This window comes from Paenibacillus sp. HB172176 (assembly GCF_011947265.1).
Classification (GTDB): Bacteria; Bacillota; Bacilli; order Paenibacillales; family Paenibacillaceae; genus Pristimantibacillus.
Map to the genome: position 1 here is coordinate 45,244 of NZ_JAATHD010000027.1, position 17,854 is coordinate 63,097.

General features: G+C 50.7%; 19 protein-coding genes, 1 tRNA gene and 1 pseudogene. 14 read left to right on the top strand and 7 right to left on the bottom strand.

The features are described 5' to 3' along the window. Positions 1-154: 154 nt before the first annotated feature. Positions 155-994 carry a helix-turn-helix domain-containing protein gene (locus tag HFP08_RS24600; protein WP_168123282.1) on the top strand — a complete coding sequence of 280 codons (840 nt, stop codon included), beginning with the start codon at positions 155-157 and terminating at the stop codon, positions 992-994. A gap of 108 nt (positions 995-1,102) precedes the next feature. Beyond that, a tRNA-Ser gene (locus HFP08_RS24605) sits at positions 1,103-1,193 on the top strand. Between the two features lie 443 nt (positions 1,194-1,636). On the opposite strand, the gene HFP08_RS24610 is transcribed toward HFP08_RS24605, so the two are convergent. Further along, complete coding sequence (locus tag HFP08_RS24610) at positions 1,637-1,822, bottom strand: YjzC family protein (RefSeq protein ID WP_168123283.1); 186 nt, start codon at positions 1,820-1,822, stop codon at positions 1,637-1,639. A gap of 254 nt (positions 1,823-2,076) precedes the next feature. On the opposite strand from HFP08_RS24610, the gene HFP08_RS24615 reads away from it, so the two are divergent. Next, positions 2,077-2,427, top strand: coding sequence for a hypothetical protein (locus HFP08_RS24615; protein WP_168123284.1), 351 nt, complete (start codon positions 2,077-2,079; stop codon positions 2,425-2,427). 482 nt (positions 2,428-2,909) lie between these two features. On the opposite strand, the pseudogene HFP08_RS24620 reads toward HFP08_RS24615, so the two are convergent. Further along, a pseudogene (locus HFP08_RS24620) lies at positions 2,910-4,196 on the bottom strand (ammonium transporter). A gap of 223 nt (positions 4,197-4,419) precedes the next feature. Here HFP08_RS24620 and rpsF point away from each other — a divergent pair. The 4 genes from rpsF (at position 4,420) to HFP08_RS24640 (ending at position 7,316) form a co-directional block, all read left to right on the top strand. Continuing rightward, the gene (rpsF, locus tag HFP08_RS24625; protein WP_168123285.1) at positions 4,420-4,704 is read left to right on the top strand and encodes a 30S ribosomal protein S6; all 285 of its coding nucleotides are present in this window, start codon (positions 4,420-4,422) and stop codon (positions 4,702-4,704) included. Between the two features lie 35 nt (positions 4,705-4,739). Beyond that, positions 4,740-5,270, top strand: a complete 531-nt coding sequence (gene ssb / locus HFP08_RS24630; protein WP_168123286.1) for a single-stranded DNA-binding protein — start codon at positions 4,740-4,742, stop codon at positions 5,268-5,270. 24 nt (positions 5,271-5,294) lie between these two features. Next, entirely contained in the window at positions 5,295-5,579 is a 285-nt protein-coding gene (gene rpsR / locus HFP08_RS24635) for a 30S ribosomal protein S18 (protein ID WP_168123287.1), read from the top strand. A gap of 276 nt (positions 5,580-5,855) precedes the next feature. Further along, positions 5,856-7,316 carry a SulP family inorganic anion transporter gene (locus HFP08_RS24640; protein WP_168123288.1) on the top strand — a complete coding sequence of 487 codons (1,461 nt, stop codon included), beginning with the start codon at positions 5,856-5,858 and terminating at the stop codon, positions 7,314-7,316. 138 nt (positions 7,317-7,454) lie between these two features. Here the strand turns inward: HFP08_RS24640 and HFP08_RS24645 are convergent, their stop codons facing one another. The 4 genes from HFP08_RS24645 to HFP08_RS24660 form a co-directional block, all read right to left on the bottom strand. After that, entirely contained in the window at positions 7,455-7,616 is a 162-nt protein-coding gene (locus tag HFP08_RS24645) for a hypothetical protein (RefSeq protein ID WP_168123289.1), read from the bottom strand. 209 nt (positions 7,617-7,825) lie between these two features. Then, complete coding sequence (locus HFP08_RS24650) at positions 7,826-9,217, bottom strand: TrkH family potassium uptake protein (protein WP_168123290.1); 1,392 nt, start codon at positions 9,215-9,217, stop codon at positions 7,826-7,828. Beyond that, complete coding sequence (locus HFP08_RS24655; RefSeq protein ID WP_206109313.1) at positions 9,204-9,866, bottom strand: potassium channel family protein; 663 nt, start codon at positions 9,864-9,866, stop codon at positions 9,204-9,206. Before HFP08_RS24655 ends, HFP08_RS24650 begins: the two co-directional genes overlap by 14 nt. A 315-nt stretch (positions 9,867-10,181) precedes the next feature. Continuing rightward, entirely contained in the window at positions 10,182-10,535 is a 354-nt protein-coding gene (locus HFP08_RS24660; RefSeq protein ID WP_168123292.1) for a DUF4870 domain-containing protein, read from the bottom strand. A 213-nt stretch (positions 10,536-10,748) separates the two neighbouring features. On the opposite strand from HFP08_RS24660, the gene HFP08_RS24665 reads away from it, so the two are divergent. Both HFP08_RS24665 and HFP08_RS24670 read left to right on the top strand, forming a co-directional pair. Further along, positions 10,749-11,816: an LCP family protein gene (locus HFP08_RS24665; RefSeq protein WP_168123293.1), complete on the top strand. Its 1,068-nt coding sequence runs from the start codon at positions 10,749-10,751 to the stop codon at positions 11,814-11,816. Between the two features lie 6 nt (positions 11,817-11,822). Next, on the top strand, positions 11,823-12,233 hold the full coding sequence (locus HFP08_RS24670; protein WP_168123294.1) for a CBS domain-containing protein: 411 nt from the start codon (positions 11,823-11,825) through the stop codon (positions 12,231-12,233). A gap of 85 nt (positions 12,234-12,318) precedes the next feature. Here HFP08_RS24670 and HFP08_RS24675 read toward each other — a convergent pair whose 3' ends face one another. Beyond that, positions 12,319-13,290: a helix-turn-helix transcriptional regulator gene (locus HFP08_RS24675; RefSeq protein WP_240941843.1), complete on the bottom strand. Its 972-nt coding sequence runs from the start codon at positions 13,288-13,290 to the stop codon at positions 12,319-12,321. 82 nt (positions 13,291-13,372) lie between these two features. Between HFP08_RS24675 and HFP08_RS24680 the strand changes: the two genes are divergently transcribed. From HFP08_RS24680 to rplI, 5 genes are all read left to right on the top strand, one after another. Further along, positions 13,373-13,846 carry a hypothetical protein gene (locus tag HFP08_RS24680; protein WP_168123295.1) on the top strand — a complete coding sequence of 158 codons (474 nt, stop codon included), beginning with the start codon at positions 13,373-13,375 and terminating at the stop codon, positions 13,844-13,846. Positions 13,847-13,857: 11 nt separating this feature from the next. Further along, on the top strand, positions 13,858-14,334 hold the full coding sequence (locus HFP08_RS24685; protein ID WP_168123296.1) for a GyrI-like domain-containing protein: 477 nt from the start codon (positions 13,858-13,860) through the stop codon (positions 14,332-14,334). 170 nt (positions 14,335-14,504) lie between these two features. Further along, a complete protein-coding gene (locus HFP08_RS24690) occupies positions 14,505-15,407 on the top strand; it encodes a DUF2232 domain-containing protein (RefSeq protein WP_481856608.1) in 903 nt (300 codons plus the stop codon). Between the two features lie 18 nt (positions 15,408-15,425). Beyond that, positions 15,426-17,390 carry a DHH family phosphoesterase gene (locus HFP08_RS24695; protein WP_168123298.1) on the top strand — a complete coding sequence of 655 codons (1,965 nt, stop codon included), beginning with the start codon at positions 15,426-15,428 and terminating at the stop codon, positions 17,388-17,390. Continuing rightward, positions 17,387-17,830, top strand: coding sequence for a 50S ribosomal protein L9 (gene rplI, locus HFP08_RS24700; RefSeq protein WP_168123299.1), 444 nt, complete (start codon positions 17,387-17,389; stop codon positions 17,828-17,830). Before HFP08_RS24695 ends, rplI begins: the two co-directional genes overlap by 4 nt. Positions 17,831-17,854: the final 24 nt, after the last annotated feature.

A 17,854-nucleotide genomic window follows, 5' to 3' on the forward strand; every position in this document is an offset into this window, starting at 1 on the left:
AATGCTGCCGCTCGTTATGCCATGATCTGCAAAATCAGGCAGTAACGAGTCGATCGTAGCACTCACTATCGAATTCAGTCTTGTTATGCCTTTTCATTTTTTGTGCTATAGTAACATGAACATCGATTCGAGTATCCTGATAGAGGAGGTTGCCATGACGATTCCGATGCTTTTCGCAGCCCATTTAATCGATCCGCTTGTGCAGTCCAACTTCCACATCGTGCATTCAGCGCGACATGCCTATCCGTTGCACGGACATGATTTCTACGAAATTTTTATCGTGACCGCCGGTCAATGCACGCATAATATCAATGGGGAAGTCCAAATATTGACGGAAGGCGATATGGTTTTCATTCGTCCCGAGGACAGGCATGGCTATGATTTGTTCGAAGGCGGAGATTGTCAATTCCTGAACGTGAATTTCTATAATGAGGTTGTGGAAGGAGCTTTCGATTACATGGGACACGCTTCGTTCGTGCATGCGCTCAAAAGCCCAATTCTTTCACCGGTTGTCAGGCTTCTTAAAGCGGATATGGAGGCATTGGTAAGGAAAAGCGAGCAGATTCGATTATTCGCCTCTACCGACAAACAGATAGCAAGAACGATGGCGCGCAGCTTTTTGAATGACGCTTTGACCCACTTCTTCCTTCACTACCGCAATGAAGGCTCGAAGGCTATGCCGCAATGGTTTGATCATTTGCTTGCGGAGCTGCAGAAGCCGGAAAACTTCAAGGCGGGACTGCCTCGTTTGCGTGAGCTCTCGAATCGAAGCGACGGTCATCTGAGCCGCGTATTCAAGCTATATCTTCGTATGACGCCAACCGCTTACTTGAACCATTTGCGGCTTGGCAATGCCAAAAATTTGTTGCTTACAACGCAGCTTCCCATTGTAGACATCGCCTACGAAGCGGGGTTTGACAATTTGAGCCACTTTTATCATCTGTTCAAAGACGCTTTTGGCATCGCGCCGGGAAAAATCCGCAATGGTTCATGAAGCGGGTTGAACAAAAAACGATTGGCTGGAAATAACATTGCGTTGCTTGCTTTTTCTGTTGCATTCCATAGAACAGATGTGGTACAATCTCTCTTGTGTCACCAATGCGGAGAGGTACCCAAGAGGCCCAAGGGGGCTGACTCGAAATCAGCTAGGCGTGTCAAAGCGTGCGTGGGTTCGAATCCCACCTTCTCCGCCACTATGCATACAATAATCTTTGATGGATTCGATACAAGCCTTCCGCAACTATGCGGGAGGCTTGCTTATTTGTTTGTCGCGTTTTTGAGAAGGAACAGAGAAAGAGGACTCTTGCGAGTCCTCTTTCTTGACGGTGACGTTGGTTTTGAGTTCTAGCTTACACCTTAGCGAATGAAACTTGGAGCCGGCATTCTTTGTCGAGATTCAATCAGCCTGAGCGTCAATCCTCTTCTGAGCCGGTAAAGGCTCGAATGTGTGTTACAGACAGTAGTCTTTGGCACAAACCTCCGCTTCTATCCTGAGTGCGCGAAATCCTCAAGCGATTCTTGTCCCAATAGGTCCAACGGAACCACACCTCTCTTGCACCGTCGATAGTTAGAATGTCCCGCAGCAGATCGTTTTATTCATGACGGAACTCTTCATTTTTCTTCTAGTCGAACGCTGTTATTGCTTCGGCATTTTCTTCCATTTTCGTTCATGGTTTGTTGTGTCGGGGAAATGCTGGCCTTTCTCGAGCTCAATGATTTTCGGATTCTGAATGCCCATATGATAGGAGTTAACGCCATCCTCGATATATTTGCCGTTGTTAGGCGCTTTGTCGCCTGGAGAGAATAATGTGAATTGACCCATTCGTATACACCTCCTGTTGTGATTATTGCGCATCAACAAACTTATTATGAGCGAAAGAGCCCTGAGGCATGAATGACAGTTAACGGTATAGCCATGTGTGAGTAATGAATATATGTGGCGAAAATTCGTAAAAAGCTGACGTCAAAATGATTTTCCATTAAAAATATAGGGAAATGAGTTCTCAAAATCGATAAAATTAGGTATTATAGACGTAATGTGATAAAAGTTAACAAACTTCAGGCAGGTGATCTATCATGGCGAAACCAATTTCAACCGAAATCTCCCATAGAGTCAATCAAAAGCAGAATGCGGAAGTGCATTCCTTGCTCCAGAATCTGATTGAGAAGCGAAAACAAGAAATATTCGAGATTGAACAAATGGTGGAACGTTATGAACGAAAGGTTCGAATGGAGGAGCAGGCGTATCGCAAGATGTCTGCGCTTCGCCGAATGCTGACGGGCAAGAAGCCGGATCATCATATTGCCGTGGAATATATTCATTATGTGAAAAACCCGATGGAGAAGGTTCGGCTGCTGCGGGAAGAGCTGGAGCAGTATCAGGAGAGATTGAACGGATTCGAACCGAATGCGCGGGAGAAGAAATAGCAAAGGAAAGGAACCTTTAAACCACTTATTCAAGTGGAAAATGAAGGTTCCTTTTTTGACCACAATAGCATTTATAAAACGTCTGCCTCTATTTAATCTAACGAAGAATCATAACGCTATTTTCTCGAAATCTGCCATTCCCACGATCTAACGAAGAATGATAACGCTATTGCCTCCAAAACGACTCATTCTTCGCTCAAAAGGGAGGAATAAGGGTATAGATCTTCGTTAGATTTTTCAGGATTCGTTAGAATCGAACATGGTCTTACGGCCAACGCCAGAAATGAAAATATACCAAGGCAACTTTAGTGCTGTAGAGTGTGGATTCATTTTCTTATAAATCGAACATAGCCCAACAGGCCGCCGCCAGAAATGAAAATGAACCAACGCCACTTTAGTGCTTTAGAGTGTGGGTGCACTTTCGTGCAAATCGAACGTTTCGCCTTGAGTTTCCCCTTGAAATGAGGACGCTTGACCCTTCCCTATTCATTGCCGCGCAGCTTGTCGACATTGACAAAGCCATGCTCCTGATTGTAGGCGGCAACGCCGTGAATGCTGACATCAAGCCCTACCAGTTCTTCATCTGCCGTAACTCTAACCGGCTTGTAGAGCTGGATAAGCTTCAGAACGCCCCAGGTAAGCGAAAAGCCCCATATCGCGACTACAGACACTCCTAATGCCTGAACGCCAAGCAGATGCCATCCTCCGCCGTAGAACAAGCCTGTCTCGGCAGCCGTGCCCGGCATGGCGAATAATCCGACCGCAAGCGTGCCGATGACGCCGCTAATGCCGTGAACGGCGAATGCGCCGACGGGATCATCCACTTTACGGCCTTCCAGCCACTCGCTTGCAAGGACCATGACTACGCCAGAGACAGCGCCGATAAGAATGGCCGCGGCATCGGATACGAAGGCGCAGCCGGCTGTAATGCCGACAAGTCCGGCAAGCGCTCCGTTGATCACCATCGGCGGATCCGCCTTCTGGTAGCGAAGCAGGGTGAAGAGAATGCAGGCAGCGCAGCCTGCAGCGGAAGCCAGCATCGTGGTGACCGCGATATGACCGATGCTCTCGTTCGTCGCGCTGAGCGTGCTGCCCGCGTTAAAGCCGAACCAGCCGAACCATAGGATGAACACCCCTACAGAAGCCAGAGGGAGGTTCGAAGGCGAAACGATATTCACTTTGCCGTCAGAATTGAAACGTCCGAGACGCGGCCCAATGAACAAGGCGGCGGCGAGAGCTGCGAAGCCTCCCAGGGCATGAATGGCCGCCGAGCCTGCAAAGTCGATCATGCCAAGCTTCGCGAGCCAGCCGTCGGAAGACTAGATCCAATGTCCCGATATCGGATAGATCAAGCCGGTCATAAAGATGGTGTATATAATGTAGGCGCGGAAGTGAATGCGCTCGGCGACTGCGCCCGATACGATGGAGATGACGGCGATGACAAAGGCGCTTTGGAACAGCCAGTACGTATCGATTGAAATGTTGAATTGCAGATGCGACAGATCGCCCTCCAAAAGAAAGCCGCTGAGACCCATGAAGCTTCCCGCATCCTTGCCGTACATGAAGGCAAACCCGATCGCATAATACACCAGCGCTCCGAATGCTATATCGACGAATACCTTCATAATAATGCTGACCGCGTTCTTCTGTCTGACAAACCCGGCTTCAAGCAAGGCGAATCCGCCCTCCATAAGCAAGATCATGGCCGCGGTCAGAACAACCCAGATGGTGTCGAGGCCTTTCGAAAGATCAATAATTGAAATTTCCATCATGCCATTGCTCCCCTTGATTCAAATGGAAAAAATGAAAGTAAATACGTAAAAGCCGAACTCATTATATATAGAGGAATTGCAGATGTCAACGCATACATCCGTCCGAAGGCAAGAAGTTACTTGTCATAGGCAGAACAATTTGATATAGTAATGAGATGCGAGCGAATGCTCGTTCCTTGCTCCATTAAGGGGCCGTTAGTCCAAGAGGAGGTGAAACACTATGCGCAAATATGAAGTGATGTACATCATTCGTCCAGAAGTTGAACAAGAGAATGTTCAGGCTCTCGTTGATAAATTCAATGGCATCATCTCCAATGGCGGAGAGGTCACAAAGACTGATGTGATCGGCAAACGCCGTCTTGCGTATGAGATCAACAAGCTTCGTGACGGTTACTATGTTCTGGTACACTTCAACGCTACAACTGAAGTTGTCAACGAGCTGGACCGCATCATGAAGATTACGGATGAAGTTATCCGTTCGTTGATCGTCAGAGACGTAGCTTAAGTCCACGCAGGATTGTTCAATGGGGAGGTTATGTAATGTTGAATCGTGTCATACTGATTGGAAGATTAACGCGCGATCCTGAGCTGCGCTACACGCCGGCGGGGGTAGCCGTTACGCAATTCACTCTGGCTGTCGACCGTCCGTTCACGACGGGCTCAGGAGAGAGAGAAGCGGATTTCATACCGATCGTTACTTGGCGTCAGTTAGCTGAAACCTGTGCGAACTACTTGAAGAAGGGCCGATTGACAGCAGTCGAAGGCCGCATTCAAGTGCGGAATTACGAGAACAACGAGGGCAAGCGTGTGTATGTAACGGAAGTTATAGCAGACAATGTCCGGTTCTTGGAATCGAATCGCGATAGCGGATCATCCCCATCATCGCGCGAGGAGTTCGGAGGCGGCAATAGCGGCAATTCTGGCGGCTATGGCGGCGGAAGCGGGAACAGCAACGGCGGAGGCGGCTACGGGGGAAATCGTTCGAATCAGAATTCACGGCACGACAACAGCGATCCTTTCAAGGATGACGGACGCCCTATTGATATTTCGGAAGATGATTTGCCATTTTAGAACTTAACGAAAGGATGAATTCGAATGAGCTTCAAGCCAAGAGATAACGGCGGCGACGAGCGCCCGGAACGCAAGTTCAGCGGACGCAAAGGCGGTCGCAACAAGCGCCGTAAAGTTTGTTTCTTCACTGTAAACAAAATTACTCACATTGACTATAAAGATACAGACTTGCTGAAGAAGTTTATCAGCGAGCGCGGCAAAATCTTGCCTCGCCGCGTAACAGGAACAAGCGCGAAATACCAACGCTTGCTGACTGTTGCGATTAAACGTTCCCGTCAAGTCGCATTGCTTCCTTACACGACTGAATAGTCGAAAGCTGCATGTAGCAAAGAGGAGCCTCCCATATGGGAGGCTCCTCTTCGTTACCACAATAGAAAATAGAATTTATAAAATTTCGGTTAGGGGTCTTCCCTTACGAGTAAGAGAGTATAGCCGAGGAATCGATAGAAAATTTATATTTATAGCGCTTACATGGGGAGAATTGCCGCTGATATTCGATTCGAAACCTTGTATAATAGGGGTCATTGATTATCGGCCCCGATCTTTCTGAGAGTGGAAGATCAATACAACAAAGGATAGGAGAGAATGGTTATTTTACTCCAAAATTTAAAAAAGGTATGGTTCTTTAATGTGCGCGCAGATATTCTCGCAGGCATTACGGTAGCGTTGGCATTGATTCCGGAAGCGATCGGCTTCTCGATTATTGCGGACGTCGATCCCATGGTAGGTTTGTACGCTTCCTTCTGCATCGCGGTCATCATCTCAATCGTGGGAGGAAGGCCGGCAATGATCTCGGCGGCTACGGGCGCTATGGCGGTTGTCATGGTGTCGCTAGTGGCGAACCACGGGCTGGAGTATTTGTTCGCGGCTACGGTATTGACGGGAATCATTCAAATTATTATCGGCATTCTAAAATTGGGACGCTTCATCACCTTCGTTCCGCATTCCGTTGTCATCGGCTTTGTGAACGCGCTGGCGATCGTCATCTTCTCGACGCAGCTGGTGCAATTCGAGAATGTCACTTGGGTGATGTATGCCTTGGTGGCGGCGGCGCTTCTTATTATCTATATCTTGCCGCTATTCACCAAGGCGGTGCCGTCCGCTCTTGTCGCCATCATTGTCATTACTTGCGTGACGGTATTCGGTCATATCGATGTGAATACGGTAGGCGATATGGGCAGCATTACCTCGAAGCTTCCGGTATTCCACATTCCGGACGGCATGTTCAGCTGGGAAACCTTGAAGATCATTTTCCCGACATCCGTTACGCTTGCATTCGTAGGCTTGCTTGAATCGTTGATGACGGCGACCATTCTGGATGAAGCGACGAAGACGAAGAGCGACAAGAACAAGGAAATCAGGGGACAGGGCATTGCCAATCTGATTACCGGGTTCTTCGGCGGCATGGCGGGCTGCGCGATGATCGGGCAATCCGGCATTAACGTGAAGTCCGGCGGCAGGGGACGGTTGTCGACATTGACGGCCGGCGTGGTCTTGCTTATTCTCATTATGGTGCTTAGCGATGTGGTTGTCCGTATTCCGATGGCGGCATTGGTAGGCGTGATGATCATGGTGTCGATCGGCACGTTCGATTGGCGCTCGCTGCTTGAGCTCAGGAAGGTTCCGCTCGTAGACAGCATCGTCATGCTCTCGGTCGTCGGTATTGTGGTCTACACGCATAATTTGGCGCTAGGGGTTCTGGTCGGCGTGATTATAAGCGCCTTGAGCTTCGGTTGGCGTATGGCCAAGCTGCATGCGGAATCGACGATAACGGAAGCGGGGGTCAAGCATTACGGCATCCGCGGCCAGCTGTTCTTCGGCACGATGAGTCACTTCGCGGATATCTTCCGCCCGGAAGAGGATCCGGAGCATATTGTAATAGATTTCTCCGCATCGCATGTCTGGGATCAATCGGCGGTTACGGCGATTGCGAAAGTTATGCTGCGTTATGAGGAGCACGGGAAGACGGTTTCGATTGTTGGACTGAACGCAGAAAGCAAGAAGCTTGTTGAACGGATTGGTCTATCCGTTTCAGGCGGTCATTAAGAGGAGTGGGCGCTTGCCAATCAACGGGTAAGCTTATAATGCGAATGCACAACAAGGAGCTGCGCAAGGACAGTCGGAATGACTGGGCATTGCGCAGCTTTTTGCCGTTTGTTATAAAGGATGCTCATTTGAATCGCGTCAATGAGCATGAACAATGGATTTGAGCCAATGCTGCCATTTCTTCAGAGGGAGCGTTAGTCGAGTGTCGGACCAATCCTGCTTGAATGACTCTAGGGTCTGTTCCCGCTCGGAACGCCAAGCGGCCAAAGCCTGTCTCCGATAGGTGGATTCAAAGATCATGGATCATTCCTCCTGTCAGCGGATTATGGTAACGGTTGCAAGTAAGATGAGATAATTATACAAAATATTCTGACAATTATCAAAAGGTTCTCATAGTTAAAACGTATCGAAACAAATATTGCAGGGTGTACCCTGCAAAAAAACGCCTTGCGAAGCAGCAAAAGCTGCCCGTAGCAAGGCGTTACCTATTCCACTTTTCCATTCGGGGCTTACCCGATCAGGATATGATCCTCCGGATAGCCCAGCTTGGAGGTCTGGCGCTTCTGGGAAAGCGCGAAAGCGAGTGTAAGAGGGCCTAATCGTCCTAGAAACATAGTAATGGACACAATGACTTTGCCGGCGGGAGACAAATCATTGGTAAGTCCCATCGATAGGCCGGTGGTGCTGAAGGCCGAGGTGGCTTCGAACAAGACTTCCAGGAAATGCTCCTCGAGCATGTTCTCCGTCACGATGAGCAACAGGGCCACAGTCAATACAAAGGCCAGGGCGCTAATAACGACGGCCAACGCCCTCATGACCGTATCGTGAGCGATCTTGCGTTCAAAAGCATGGATTTGGCCTCCGCCCCGGAAGGTATTGAACGTGGCAAGCAAGAGCACAACAACGGTATTGGTCTTGATGCCGCCGCCGGTTCCGCCGGATGCCGCGCCGATGAACATCAGAATGATGAGCAGAAATTGCGACGCCGTCACCATGGAACTGATGTCGATGGTGTTAAAGCCCGCGCTGCGCGGCGTCAGGCTCTGGAAGAGCGCCGCCATTATTCGCTCACCGTAGCTCATATCGCCGAAGGTGGCCTTGTTCCATGTTTCCAGAAGAAAGATCAGCAGAAAGCCGATTGCGGTCAAAGCGAGCGATGCCGTAAGCACAACCTTGGAATGCAGCGATAATCGTCGCCAGGAGCGCTTGCGGAAGATATCGACGATCACGATATATCCGAGTCCGCCGACCACAAACAGGGTAATAATCGTGAAATTGACTACGGGATCGCCTGCGAAACCGCTCAGACTGTCAGACCAAAGCGCAAAGCCCGCATTGTTGAAGGCGGACACGGAATGAAACATGCCGTAATAGAGCGCTTTGGCGAGCCCCATGTCGTCCATCCAGCGCAGTGTAAGCACAAGGGTGGCGACGGATTCGAACGCGAATACAATCAGCACCATATAGAGTGACAGCTTCACTAGGCCTTGCGATGAGGTGGATTGCGTCGTTTGCTGAATAATGAGCCGTTGCTTGAGACCAATTCGCTTGCCGAGTATAATCGCGACCATGACGCCAACTGTCATGAAGCCGATGCCGCCTATCTGAATGAGAATCATTATGATAACTTGTCCGGCAACGGAGAAGGCGCTGCCTGTATCCACGACAACAAGGCCGTTTACGCAAACGGCCGAGACGGAGGTGAAGAACGCATTGAGAAATCCAACGGAATGATTCGTACTCGACGAGAAGGGCATGCTGAGCAGCAGCGCGCCAACAAGGATCAACGCCGAGAAGACGACAGTTATGAGCTGCGGCGGGCTGATATTGTTTTTCAGCTTGATTACGATTCTCTCCGGCAGCGATAGACTGCCGGCTTTGCCCCGGCTAAGGTCGTTCATAGTCATTCTCCAGCTCGCGTATATCCTCGTAGCTGCCAATAATGAGCAGAATATCTCCAGTATGGATTTGATCGTCGGCTAGCGGGGAGATGTTGATGGATTCGCCCGTCTTGATGGCCATGATCGTGCAGCCGTAGCGTGCGCGAATATTCAATTGCTTGAGCGAATAACCGTTCATCGCCGGCGGCGCCAGAATCTCAGATAGATTATATTCCGGCGACAGTTCGATATAATCGATCAGATTATCCGAGCTGAGCTGATTGCCGAGACGAACGCCCATATCCCTCTCCGGGTAGATAACATGGTCTGCGCCAATCTTGCTGAGCACCTTGCCGTGAGGCTCGTTCTTCGCTTTCGCGGTTACCTTCGGCACCTTCATGTCCTTGAGAAGCAGCGTCGTCAGAATGCTTGCCTGCAAGTCGTCGCCGATCGCGACGATGGCATGCGAGAAGTTGGTCGCGCCAAGCTCGCGCAGCACCAGCTCATCCGTGCAATCTGCCTGCAGGGCATGCGTAGCAATAGACGCCATATCCTGTACAAGCTGTTCATTCTTGTCGACGGCCAGAACCTCATGTCCGTTCTCGATCAGGGTTCTCGTCAAGCTGGATCCGAAGCGGCCAAGACCGATGACCATAAACTGTTTTTTCACGCGATCACATCCTAATAGGTATGGGGATGAGGAGGGCTTCATCCATGATTTTCAAATGCTTTGCTGTGTAACATGATAGGAGACTGAGGCGGTTTTGTCAAAGGTCAATTCGGTGCGGGTTGGGGGCGTTTACTGGTTACATTATTTCCTGGAAAATAGCCGCTCATTCCCGTTATTGCGGGAGCTGTGAAAAAGGAGAGACTGCGGGTTATGGCCGCATGGGGCCATAACCCGCAGTCTCTTGTCAAGATGGACATTGCAGGGATTACAAAATGATATAACGGGTATAGACAGGGTGAAGCTGTTCTCTGAATTTTAGAACTTCCGCGACTGGGCTTCCACGAAGTCTCCGATAATCGGCAGCTTGTACTGCTTCCCTTGCAGAGCGAGAAGCATAAGCGCGATCCAGAGCACGAAGGTAAGCAGCGAGATCAGAACGCCAATCAGTCCGCCAATGAACGGAATGAACCTGGCAATCAGGCTGGCCGCAAATAAGATGGCGAATGTAATGGTGGATTGCGTAGCATGAAATTTCACCGAGCGGCTTTGCTTCTCTATAACGAGAAAGATAATGCCAGTGATAAAGGTTAATAGATAACAAAGCAGACCCGCCACCTTGGGATCTAATCCTGTTGAGGAGGGTTCTGGGTTGACATTTACCGGTTCCATCTTGATTCATCATCCTTTCGAGGTCGTGTGCTTGCAATGATTGTATTCGCTGCGACAGGGCAGTAGACCTCCTTTTTGCCGACAAAATTCCACTTTTACCATTAATTTTTGTAAGAACTTTGTAACCTGTTGCGAATCTTGATCGTCTACAATAGAAAAGGCAGATTTTATAGAAAAACAGAGATAAGTTTTTTTGGATTGGAGAGAATCGTTATGCTGAAAAAAAGAAAATGGATGTATATGCTATGTGTGATTATCATCGTTCTATTAACCTCAGTCTATTTCAATCGACAGGTGCTGGCCAGCGTCGGCTTCGACTGGTTCGTGCAGGATCGCATCGAAGCCGGGCTTAAGGATTCCTACAAGCCGGTCGAAGGACGGGAACCGACTCCCGCGCCGACCGACGCGCCGAAGCCGGAGAAGGAGGATCCGTATTCGATCCTGCTGCTTGGCGTGGATCAGCGCACATCGGAAACCGGCCGTTCGGATACGATGCTCTATACAGTCGTACGTCCCCAAGACGGCAATATTCTGATGATCTCTATTCCGCGCGATATGTATGTCGAGCTCGTAGGCAAGGATCGGTCGGATAAGATCAATGCTGCTTACGCATATGGCGGAGCGGGCATGGCGATGGATACGGTGGAGAAATTTCTGAATTCGCCGGTGAATCATTACGCGACGATCAATTTCCAAGGCTTCCGCGACGTTATCGACACGCTTGGAGGCATCTCGCTTCCCATTACGGAGGATATTGTGAACAAGGATCCGCTTCACGAGCATTTCGTCATAAAAGCGAATCAGGATTCATACGATGGGAATGATGCTCTGAATTTTGTGCGCTACCGGGAGGATGCCGGCGGCGATCTCAGCCGCACGGAGCGACAACATGAGTTCCTTCATGCTATGATAGACAAGGCGACGAATCTGAAGCAATGGTCGAAGATCCCGACATTGATCGGCATTCTCGGCGACAACTTCAGCACGGACATCCCGCCGGAGAAGCTGGTCGATCTGGCGCAGAGCATGCTGCAGCAGAGCAATCGCAATCTGTACAGCCATACGATGCTCGGCAATGGACATCGACTGGTGGAGGGCGGACCTTGGTATTATTTTGCAGATGAAGATGATCTTGCAGAAGTAGAGACAATGATTCAGAGTTGGCTTGATGCGGATACGCCGGCCGCGAGCTTGATTCTTCCTTCCGAATACGCTTCCGAGCAGAAGGAGGTTCAAGGACCGCCAAGCCCGGATGCTTCCGCCGCGACTGGAACGGAGTGAATGAATGTGAATATCGCTTTTTTCTTGCTTCCGAAGCAAGAGGTGGTCTGTCTTCCCCATGATGCCACGCTGAGACAAGCGCTGGAGCGAATGGAGTATCACCGCTATACCGCGGTCCCGATTATTAATCAAGAGGGCGGCTATTGCGGTACGGTGACGGAGGGCGACATGCTCTGGTTCATGAAGAGCAGACCGGGATTAACCTTTGAAGGAACGAATAAGATAAAGCTGAGTGAAGTGCCGCTTCGCATGAATAACAAGTCGGTCAATATTGATGCCAATATGGACGATCTGATCTCCTTGTCGAAGGTGCAGAACTTTGTGCCGGTGGTGGATGATCGCAATCATTTCATAGGCATTGTGCGAAGAAGCGAAATTATTGATTATTGCCAGAAGGGACTCTCCGAGCGGGCGTAAGCAATCGGAGGGACAATGGCAGGGATTCCAATTAAAATACGAAAAAACGCCGAGCCGGTTCAATAATCAGGCTTGGCGTTTTTTGTCAGGAGGTTGGCGGCGCCCCTGAAAGACGTTCTTCCAAAATGGCGCGCAGTTCATCAGGTATGCGTTCAAACGCGATTCCCTTCCCCAAGAATAATAACCAATCGGCATAATACGCCAGCGACTCGACATCGCTCACATCGAGTGGGACATGGAAAACCCCGCTCGACTGAAACATCCCGGTGAAGGATAATACAATTCCCGGCGGGTGCAGCCGCTTAAAACGTTGAATCCCGGTCGAGTCCAGATTTACAACAAGATTAGCCTCGCGTGCGATCAGCCGTTTCTTGTTCAAAATCTCTTGCGCGGTCAACTTCATCTTTTGTTCGGATACGGCCGAATCCCGCAGCTTCTCAACAGGCAAATAACGAAATTCATCACGATCGAAATCGTAAACCTCGACCAACCATTGCGAGTTCGAGTTAAACGTATGAAGCAAATAAACGTCCATTAGCTGTGGCCATCCCGGACTCTCCTCATAAGTCAAACGAAGGTGTTTATCCCGCACGGCAAGCGAAATAAGCTTGTTCAGCTCCGCGGGAGCCGCGTCATCGAGCTCCAGAAGATTCGGATTGCCCGGATTTGTATTCTCGAAAAGCAAGATTTGATTCAGCTCGATCAGCTCGTCTTGCTGGGTTTGCGATGCGATGCCGATGAGTTTTTCGGTGATGGAACGGCGATTTTGCAAATAGGGCAGCTGTGAATTTTTCGAGGCGATAAAGCTGATGAAGATCGCCTTAAGCTCTTCCGGCGTGAAGCGGACAGAGGGAAGATACTGATTTTGCAGGACATGATAACCGCCGCCTCGCCCAAGCTCGGTCGTAAGCGGAAAGCCCATCTCCTGAATTTCGTTCATGTAGCGAATCGCCGTCGCGCGGGAAATTTTGAATTCCCGCTGAATCTCGGCAATCGTAAAATGCGCTCGGTTATTGATGTAGCGCATGACCAGATTCACTCGTTCTGTTTTCTTCATGCTATAAAGAGTATCATTTTTTGATACATTTAACAAATAGAATCAATCTTGTAAAACAAATTCGTAAGGGAGAGAATAAAACATGTCCAATTATTCGATTAAAACAGTTTCGGAAAACTACAAAATGACCGGTTTCGGTGTTGTGCTGGAAGACTATAACAACTGGGCGGGCAATGCGGCAAAAACGGCGTCGAAAAAAGCGGAAATTATTGAAAACGGCAAGCTGGCCGAGCTTCTCGCGCTTGCTGACGGGCAAGAATATCAAATCAATTATGTGATCGACGGCAAGGCTTGGCGAGGCTTCGGAGTAATGGGCGAATTCGATGTCGAAGACGCGGTCGTTCTCGATTTCCTCGCCGGCGACTATATCGTCGTGGGGGGCACAGGCGCCGACAAAGATCATCTTGCCGACGAAATCACAGGGAAGGTTTTCGGCGGTACGCTGCAAGAAATCACAGATTACAAATATGTTGGACCGGGCAACTCAACCTTCGTCAAGGAGGCTGAAAACGGAGGATTTTACGGCGAAATGTGGCTTCGAGCAAAGAGAACTTAAGGAGCGTTGACATGGCAGAGTATACAATTGAACGCAAAGACGCATTCACATTAACCGCGTATGGGTTTTCCATTCAGTCGAATTTTCAAGACATGGGAGCCTTGCAAAAGGAAAAAGCGGAGTTTTGGGGCGGACTTAAGGCAGACGGACGGTACGATAAGCTCAAAAGCGCCGCAAAGGATGATCGTGAATGGTCGGTCAACGAGGTTTATCAAGGAAAACCCTGGAATTATTTTGCGGTCGAGGCTGGAAAAGCAGTGCCTGACGCAACGCGCGTCATTGAGTTTCCGGAGAGCGAGTACATCGTGGTTGCAGGACAAGGCGACAAGGAGACGTTGTTTGATCAGCTGACATACCGCGCTTTTGGCGAAGTCTTGAGCAAAATTACTGATTATGCTTACATCGGCGGTCCGAATGCAACCTATCGCGAAGAAAACGGCGACGGCGCTTTCTACGGCGAGTTCTGGGTGCCGGTAGTCAAAAAATAACAGAGCTTTAATAACAGCGCGACCTTCACCATAGGAGAGCTTCTCCTATGTCAGTGAAGGTCTTTTTTTCGTGCATAGTCGCAGCCCCGTAGAACGGTCCTAGCGTCAGAGAGCATTTGTGCTATAATGAGTGTTGAATGTCCTGATTATGACTTGTAGAGGTGAACGGTTTGAAAACTGGGTTGAAACCAGTGTTATGGAGCGCTGCCGCGTTCTTGCTGTTGATTATGATTGCTGTACCCGTACTTAATGTGCCCGCTTTTCTACTCATGATGGTTCCCTATGTGGTCTTGTACGCGACGCTTCCGAGAGGCGCGTTCGCGCTCCATCTCATCCCCGTATGGGCGGCAGCCACTTTCATTATAGGACCCTCTGCCTTATTGATCGGCATCTTCGTTCTTCTGCCGTCGATTGTGATGGGACACTTATATTGCAAAGGCGCGCCGGCCTCGAAGGTTATCCGCATGGTTACTCTGACGTTATTGGCGGAGCTCATGCTGGAGCTGCTCATGTTCGAGGTGATTCTCGACTATTCCCTGCTGGACGAAATCGGCGATATGATTCGTACCTCCATTAATGATGTGATGAATCAAGGCTTGCTGGCGGAGGGCTGGGACCCTGATTATACCGAACAACTGATCACGATGGTCATTCAGATGATCCCGCTGACGTTTATCGTGCTGTCCTTCATGATGGCGGTAATCGCTCAGTATATCGCGCGCAGGGCACTGAAGGGCGGCGAGCTGCAGATTGCGGCTTTCCCGAGGGCGAAGGACTGGAGACTGCCGCGGGTGCTCGTGTTCTACTATTTGATTGCTTACATGGTCAAAATGTTCCTGTCGCCGACGGATGAATCCTTCATCGCCGTTGCGGTGTTCAATCTGGTGCCGCTGCTCAGCTATGTATTCGCCTTCCAGGCGATCGGATTCTTCTTCTATATCGCGCATCAGCGCAAATGGCCGCGAATCGTGCCGATTCTTATCGCGATTCCCGTTCTCATCTTTCCGCCGCTTAGTTTAATCGGAGTTCTGGACACGGTCTTCCCTATACGAAAGCCGTTTACAAAACCTTAGCACAGGAGCGATGATAAGATGCCAAAGTTTCTTATAGCAAGATGGCATGGCATGCATCATACGGCGTCGTTTGCCGTTATGCTGATCATGGCGGCGGTTCTCGCCTGGTATGTGCATATCATAGTCGGGCTGGCCGCCCTGCTGCTAACCGTGTTGTCGGCCGTATACAACCTATTATCGGAGCGGGCTTTCCGCAAAGATCTGAAGACCTATCTGGGGACCTTGTCGTACCGCGTGAAGAAGGGCGGCAATGATGTCATCAGCGAGCTGCCCTTCGGCATTATTCTCTATAACGAAGAGCGCGCCGTCGAATGGCATAATCCTTATATTGCGGGCATTATGGAGCGGGAATCGGTAATCGGCGTGCCGTTGACCGAGCTGTTCCCGACTCTTCAACAGACGAAGGAACGCGATGGAACCGTTGAAGCGATGCTGGGCAATCAGATGTATCAGCTCATCTTCAAGCAGAAGGATCGCATTCTGTACGTGAAGAACGTCACGGAGCTATGGCAGCTCGGACGCAAGTACGAGGACGAGAAGCTGTCGCTAGGCGTGGTCATGATCGACAACCTGGACGAAGCGACGCAGGGCCTTGACGATCATCAGCGGAGCTCGCTGCTTAATCGTGTGACCGCCGAAATCACGGAATGGGCGCAGAAGTACGAAATCTATCTGAAGCGGCTGACCTCAGACCGCTTCTTGCTTATTACCGATCAGCGAACGCTTCGCCAGCTCGAGCATTCGAGATTCGTGCTTCTGGACGAAGTACGCGAGAGCACGAGCGATCAGAAAATTCCGGTCACGCTCAGTATCGGCTTCTCGGCCGGCGCGGATACCATTATCGAGCTGGGTCAATGGGCGCATATGAGTCTCGACATCGCGCTTGGGCGGGGCGGCGACCAAGCCGCCGTCAAGCTGGGCAGCAGACAGACCTTCTACGGCGGCAAGTCGAACGCGGTCGAGAAGCGTACCCGCGTCAGGGCGAGAGTGGTTGCTCATGCGCTGCGCGATCTCATTAGAGAGAGCCATAATGTCATTATTATGGGTCACAAGATGCCCGATATGGACGCGGTCGGCGCGGCGATCGGCGTGCTGAAGGCCGCGCAGCTGTTCGGCAAGGAAGCGTATATCGTGCTGGAGGGCATCAATCCATCCATCGAGCGAATGATGGAGATGCTGCGCGAGGACGAGAAGCTGTCGAAGCGGTTCGTCTCTCCGGAGCAGGCTGCTGCGTTGTTCACCCCGCACTCGCTTGCCGTTGTCGTCGATACCCACAAGGCGTCGCTGGTGAAGGAGCCGAAGCTGCTCGGGCTTACCGAGCGGATCGTTGTAATCGACCACCATCGCAGAGGCGAGGAGTTCATCAATAACGCGATTCTCATCTATATGGAGCCGTATGCGTCATCGACCTGCGAGCTTGTCACCGAGCTGCTGCAGTATATTCATGACCGGATTTCGCTTGATGTGCGGGAGGCCACCTCGCTGCTCGCCGGCATTACGGTCGATACGAAGAGCTTCACGCTGCGAACGGGCGCGAGAACGTTCGAGGCGGCCTCCTTCCTGCGCCGCAATGGCGCCGATACGATGCATATCCAGCGGATGCTGCAGGAGGATCTCGAGGAGTTCGTAAGCAAGGCGGAGATTATCAAGAACGCGCGGGTCGTCTATGATCATATCGCGATTGCGGTAGTGGAGAAGGGGAAGCGGAATTCGCAGCTTCTCATCGCGCAGTCGGCGGATACCCTGCTGCATATGACGGATATCCTCGCGTCGTTCGTCATCGGCGAGCGTCCTGATGGCCTGATCGGCATCAGCGCAAGGTCGCTCGGGGGGATGAACGTGCAGGTGGTCATGGAGAAGATGGGCGGAGGCGGTCACTTGACCAATGCGGCCTCGCAGCTCGAGGGCACGACTGAAGAAGTGGCGGGACGGCTGATGGCCGTCCTGGAGCAAATTGAATCGGAAGAGGGGTTATTCGAATGAAAGTGATCTTTCTGCAAGATGTGAAGGGCCAGGGCAAGAAGGGCCAAGTGAAGGATTTGTCCGAAGGTTATGTACGTAATTTCCTGCTGCCGAAGGGGCTTGCGAAGCTGGCGTCCGACGGCAATCTGAAGACGCTGGAGGTTCAGAACGCGTCGGAGGAGAAGCGGAAGGCGAAGGAGAAGGAAGACGCCGAAGCGCTTGGCAAGAAGCTCGAGGAAATGAAAATTGTCGTGAAAGCGAAGGCTGGAGAAGGCGGCAAGCTGTTCGGCGCAATTACGAGCAAGCAGATTGCCGAGGCGCTGGCGGGGCAAGGCATCAAGATCGACAAGCGCAAGATCGAGCTCGAGGAGCCGATTCGCACTTTAGGCGTGACGCAGGTGCCGGTCAAGCTTCATACCGAAGTGAAAGCGATGATGAACGTACAGACCGCCGAGGAATAATCCCGGCAAGAGCGGGCAAGCGAT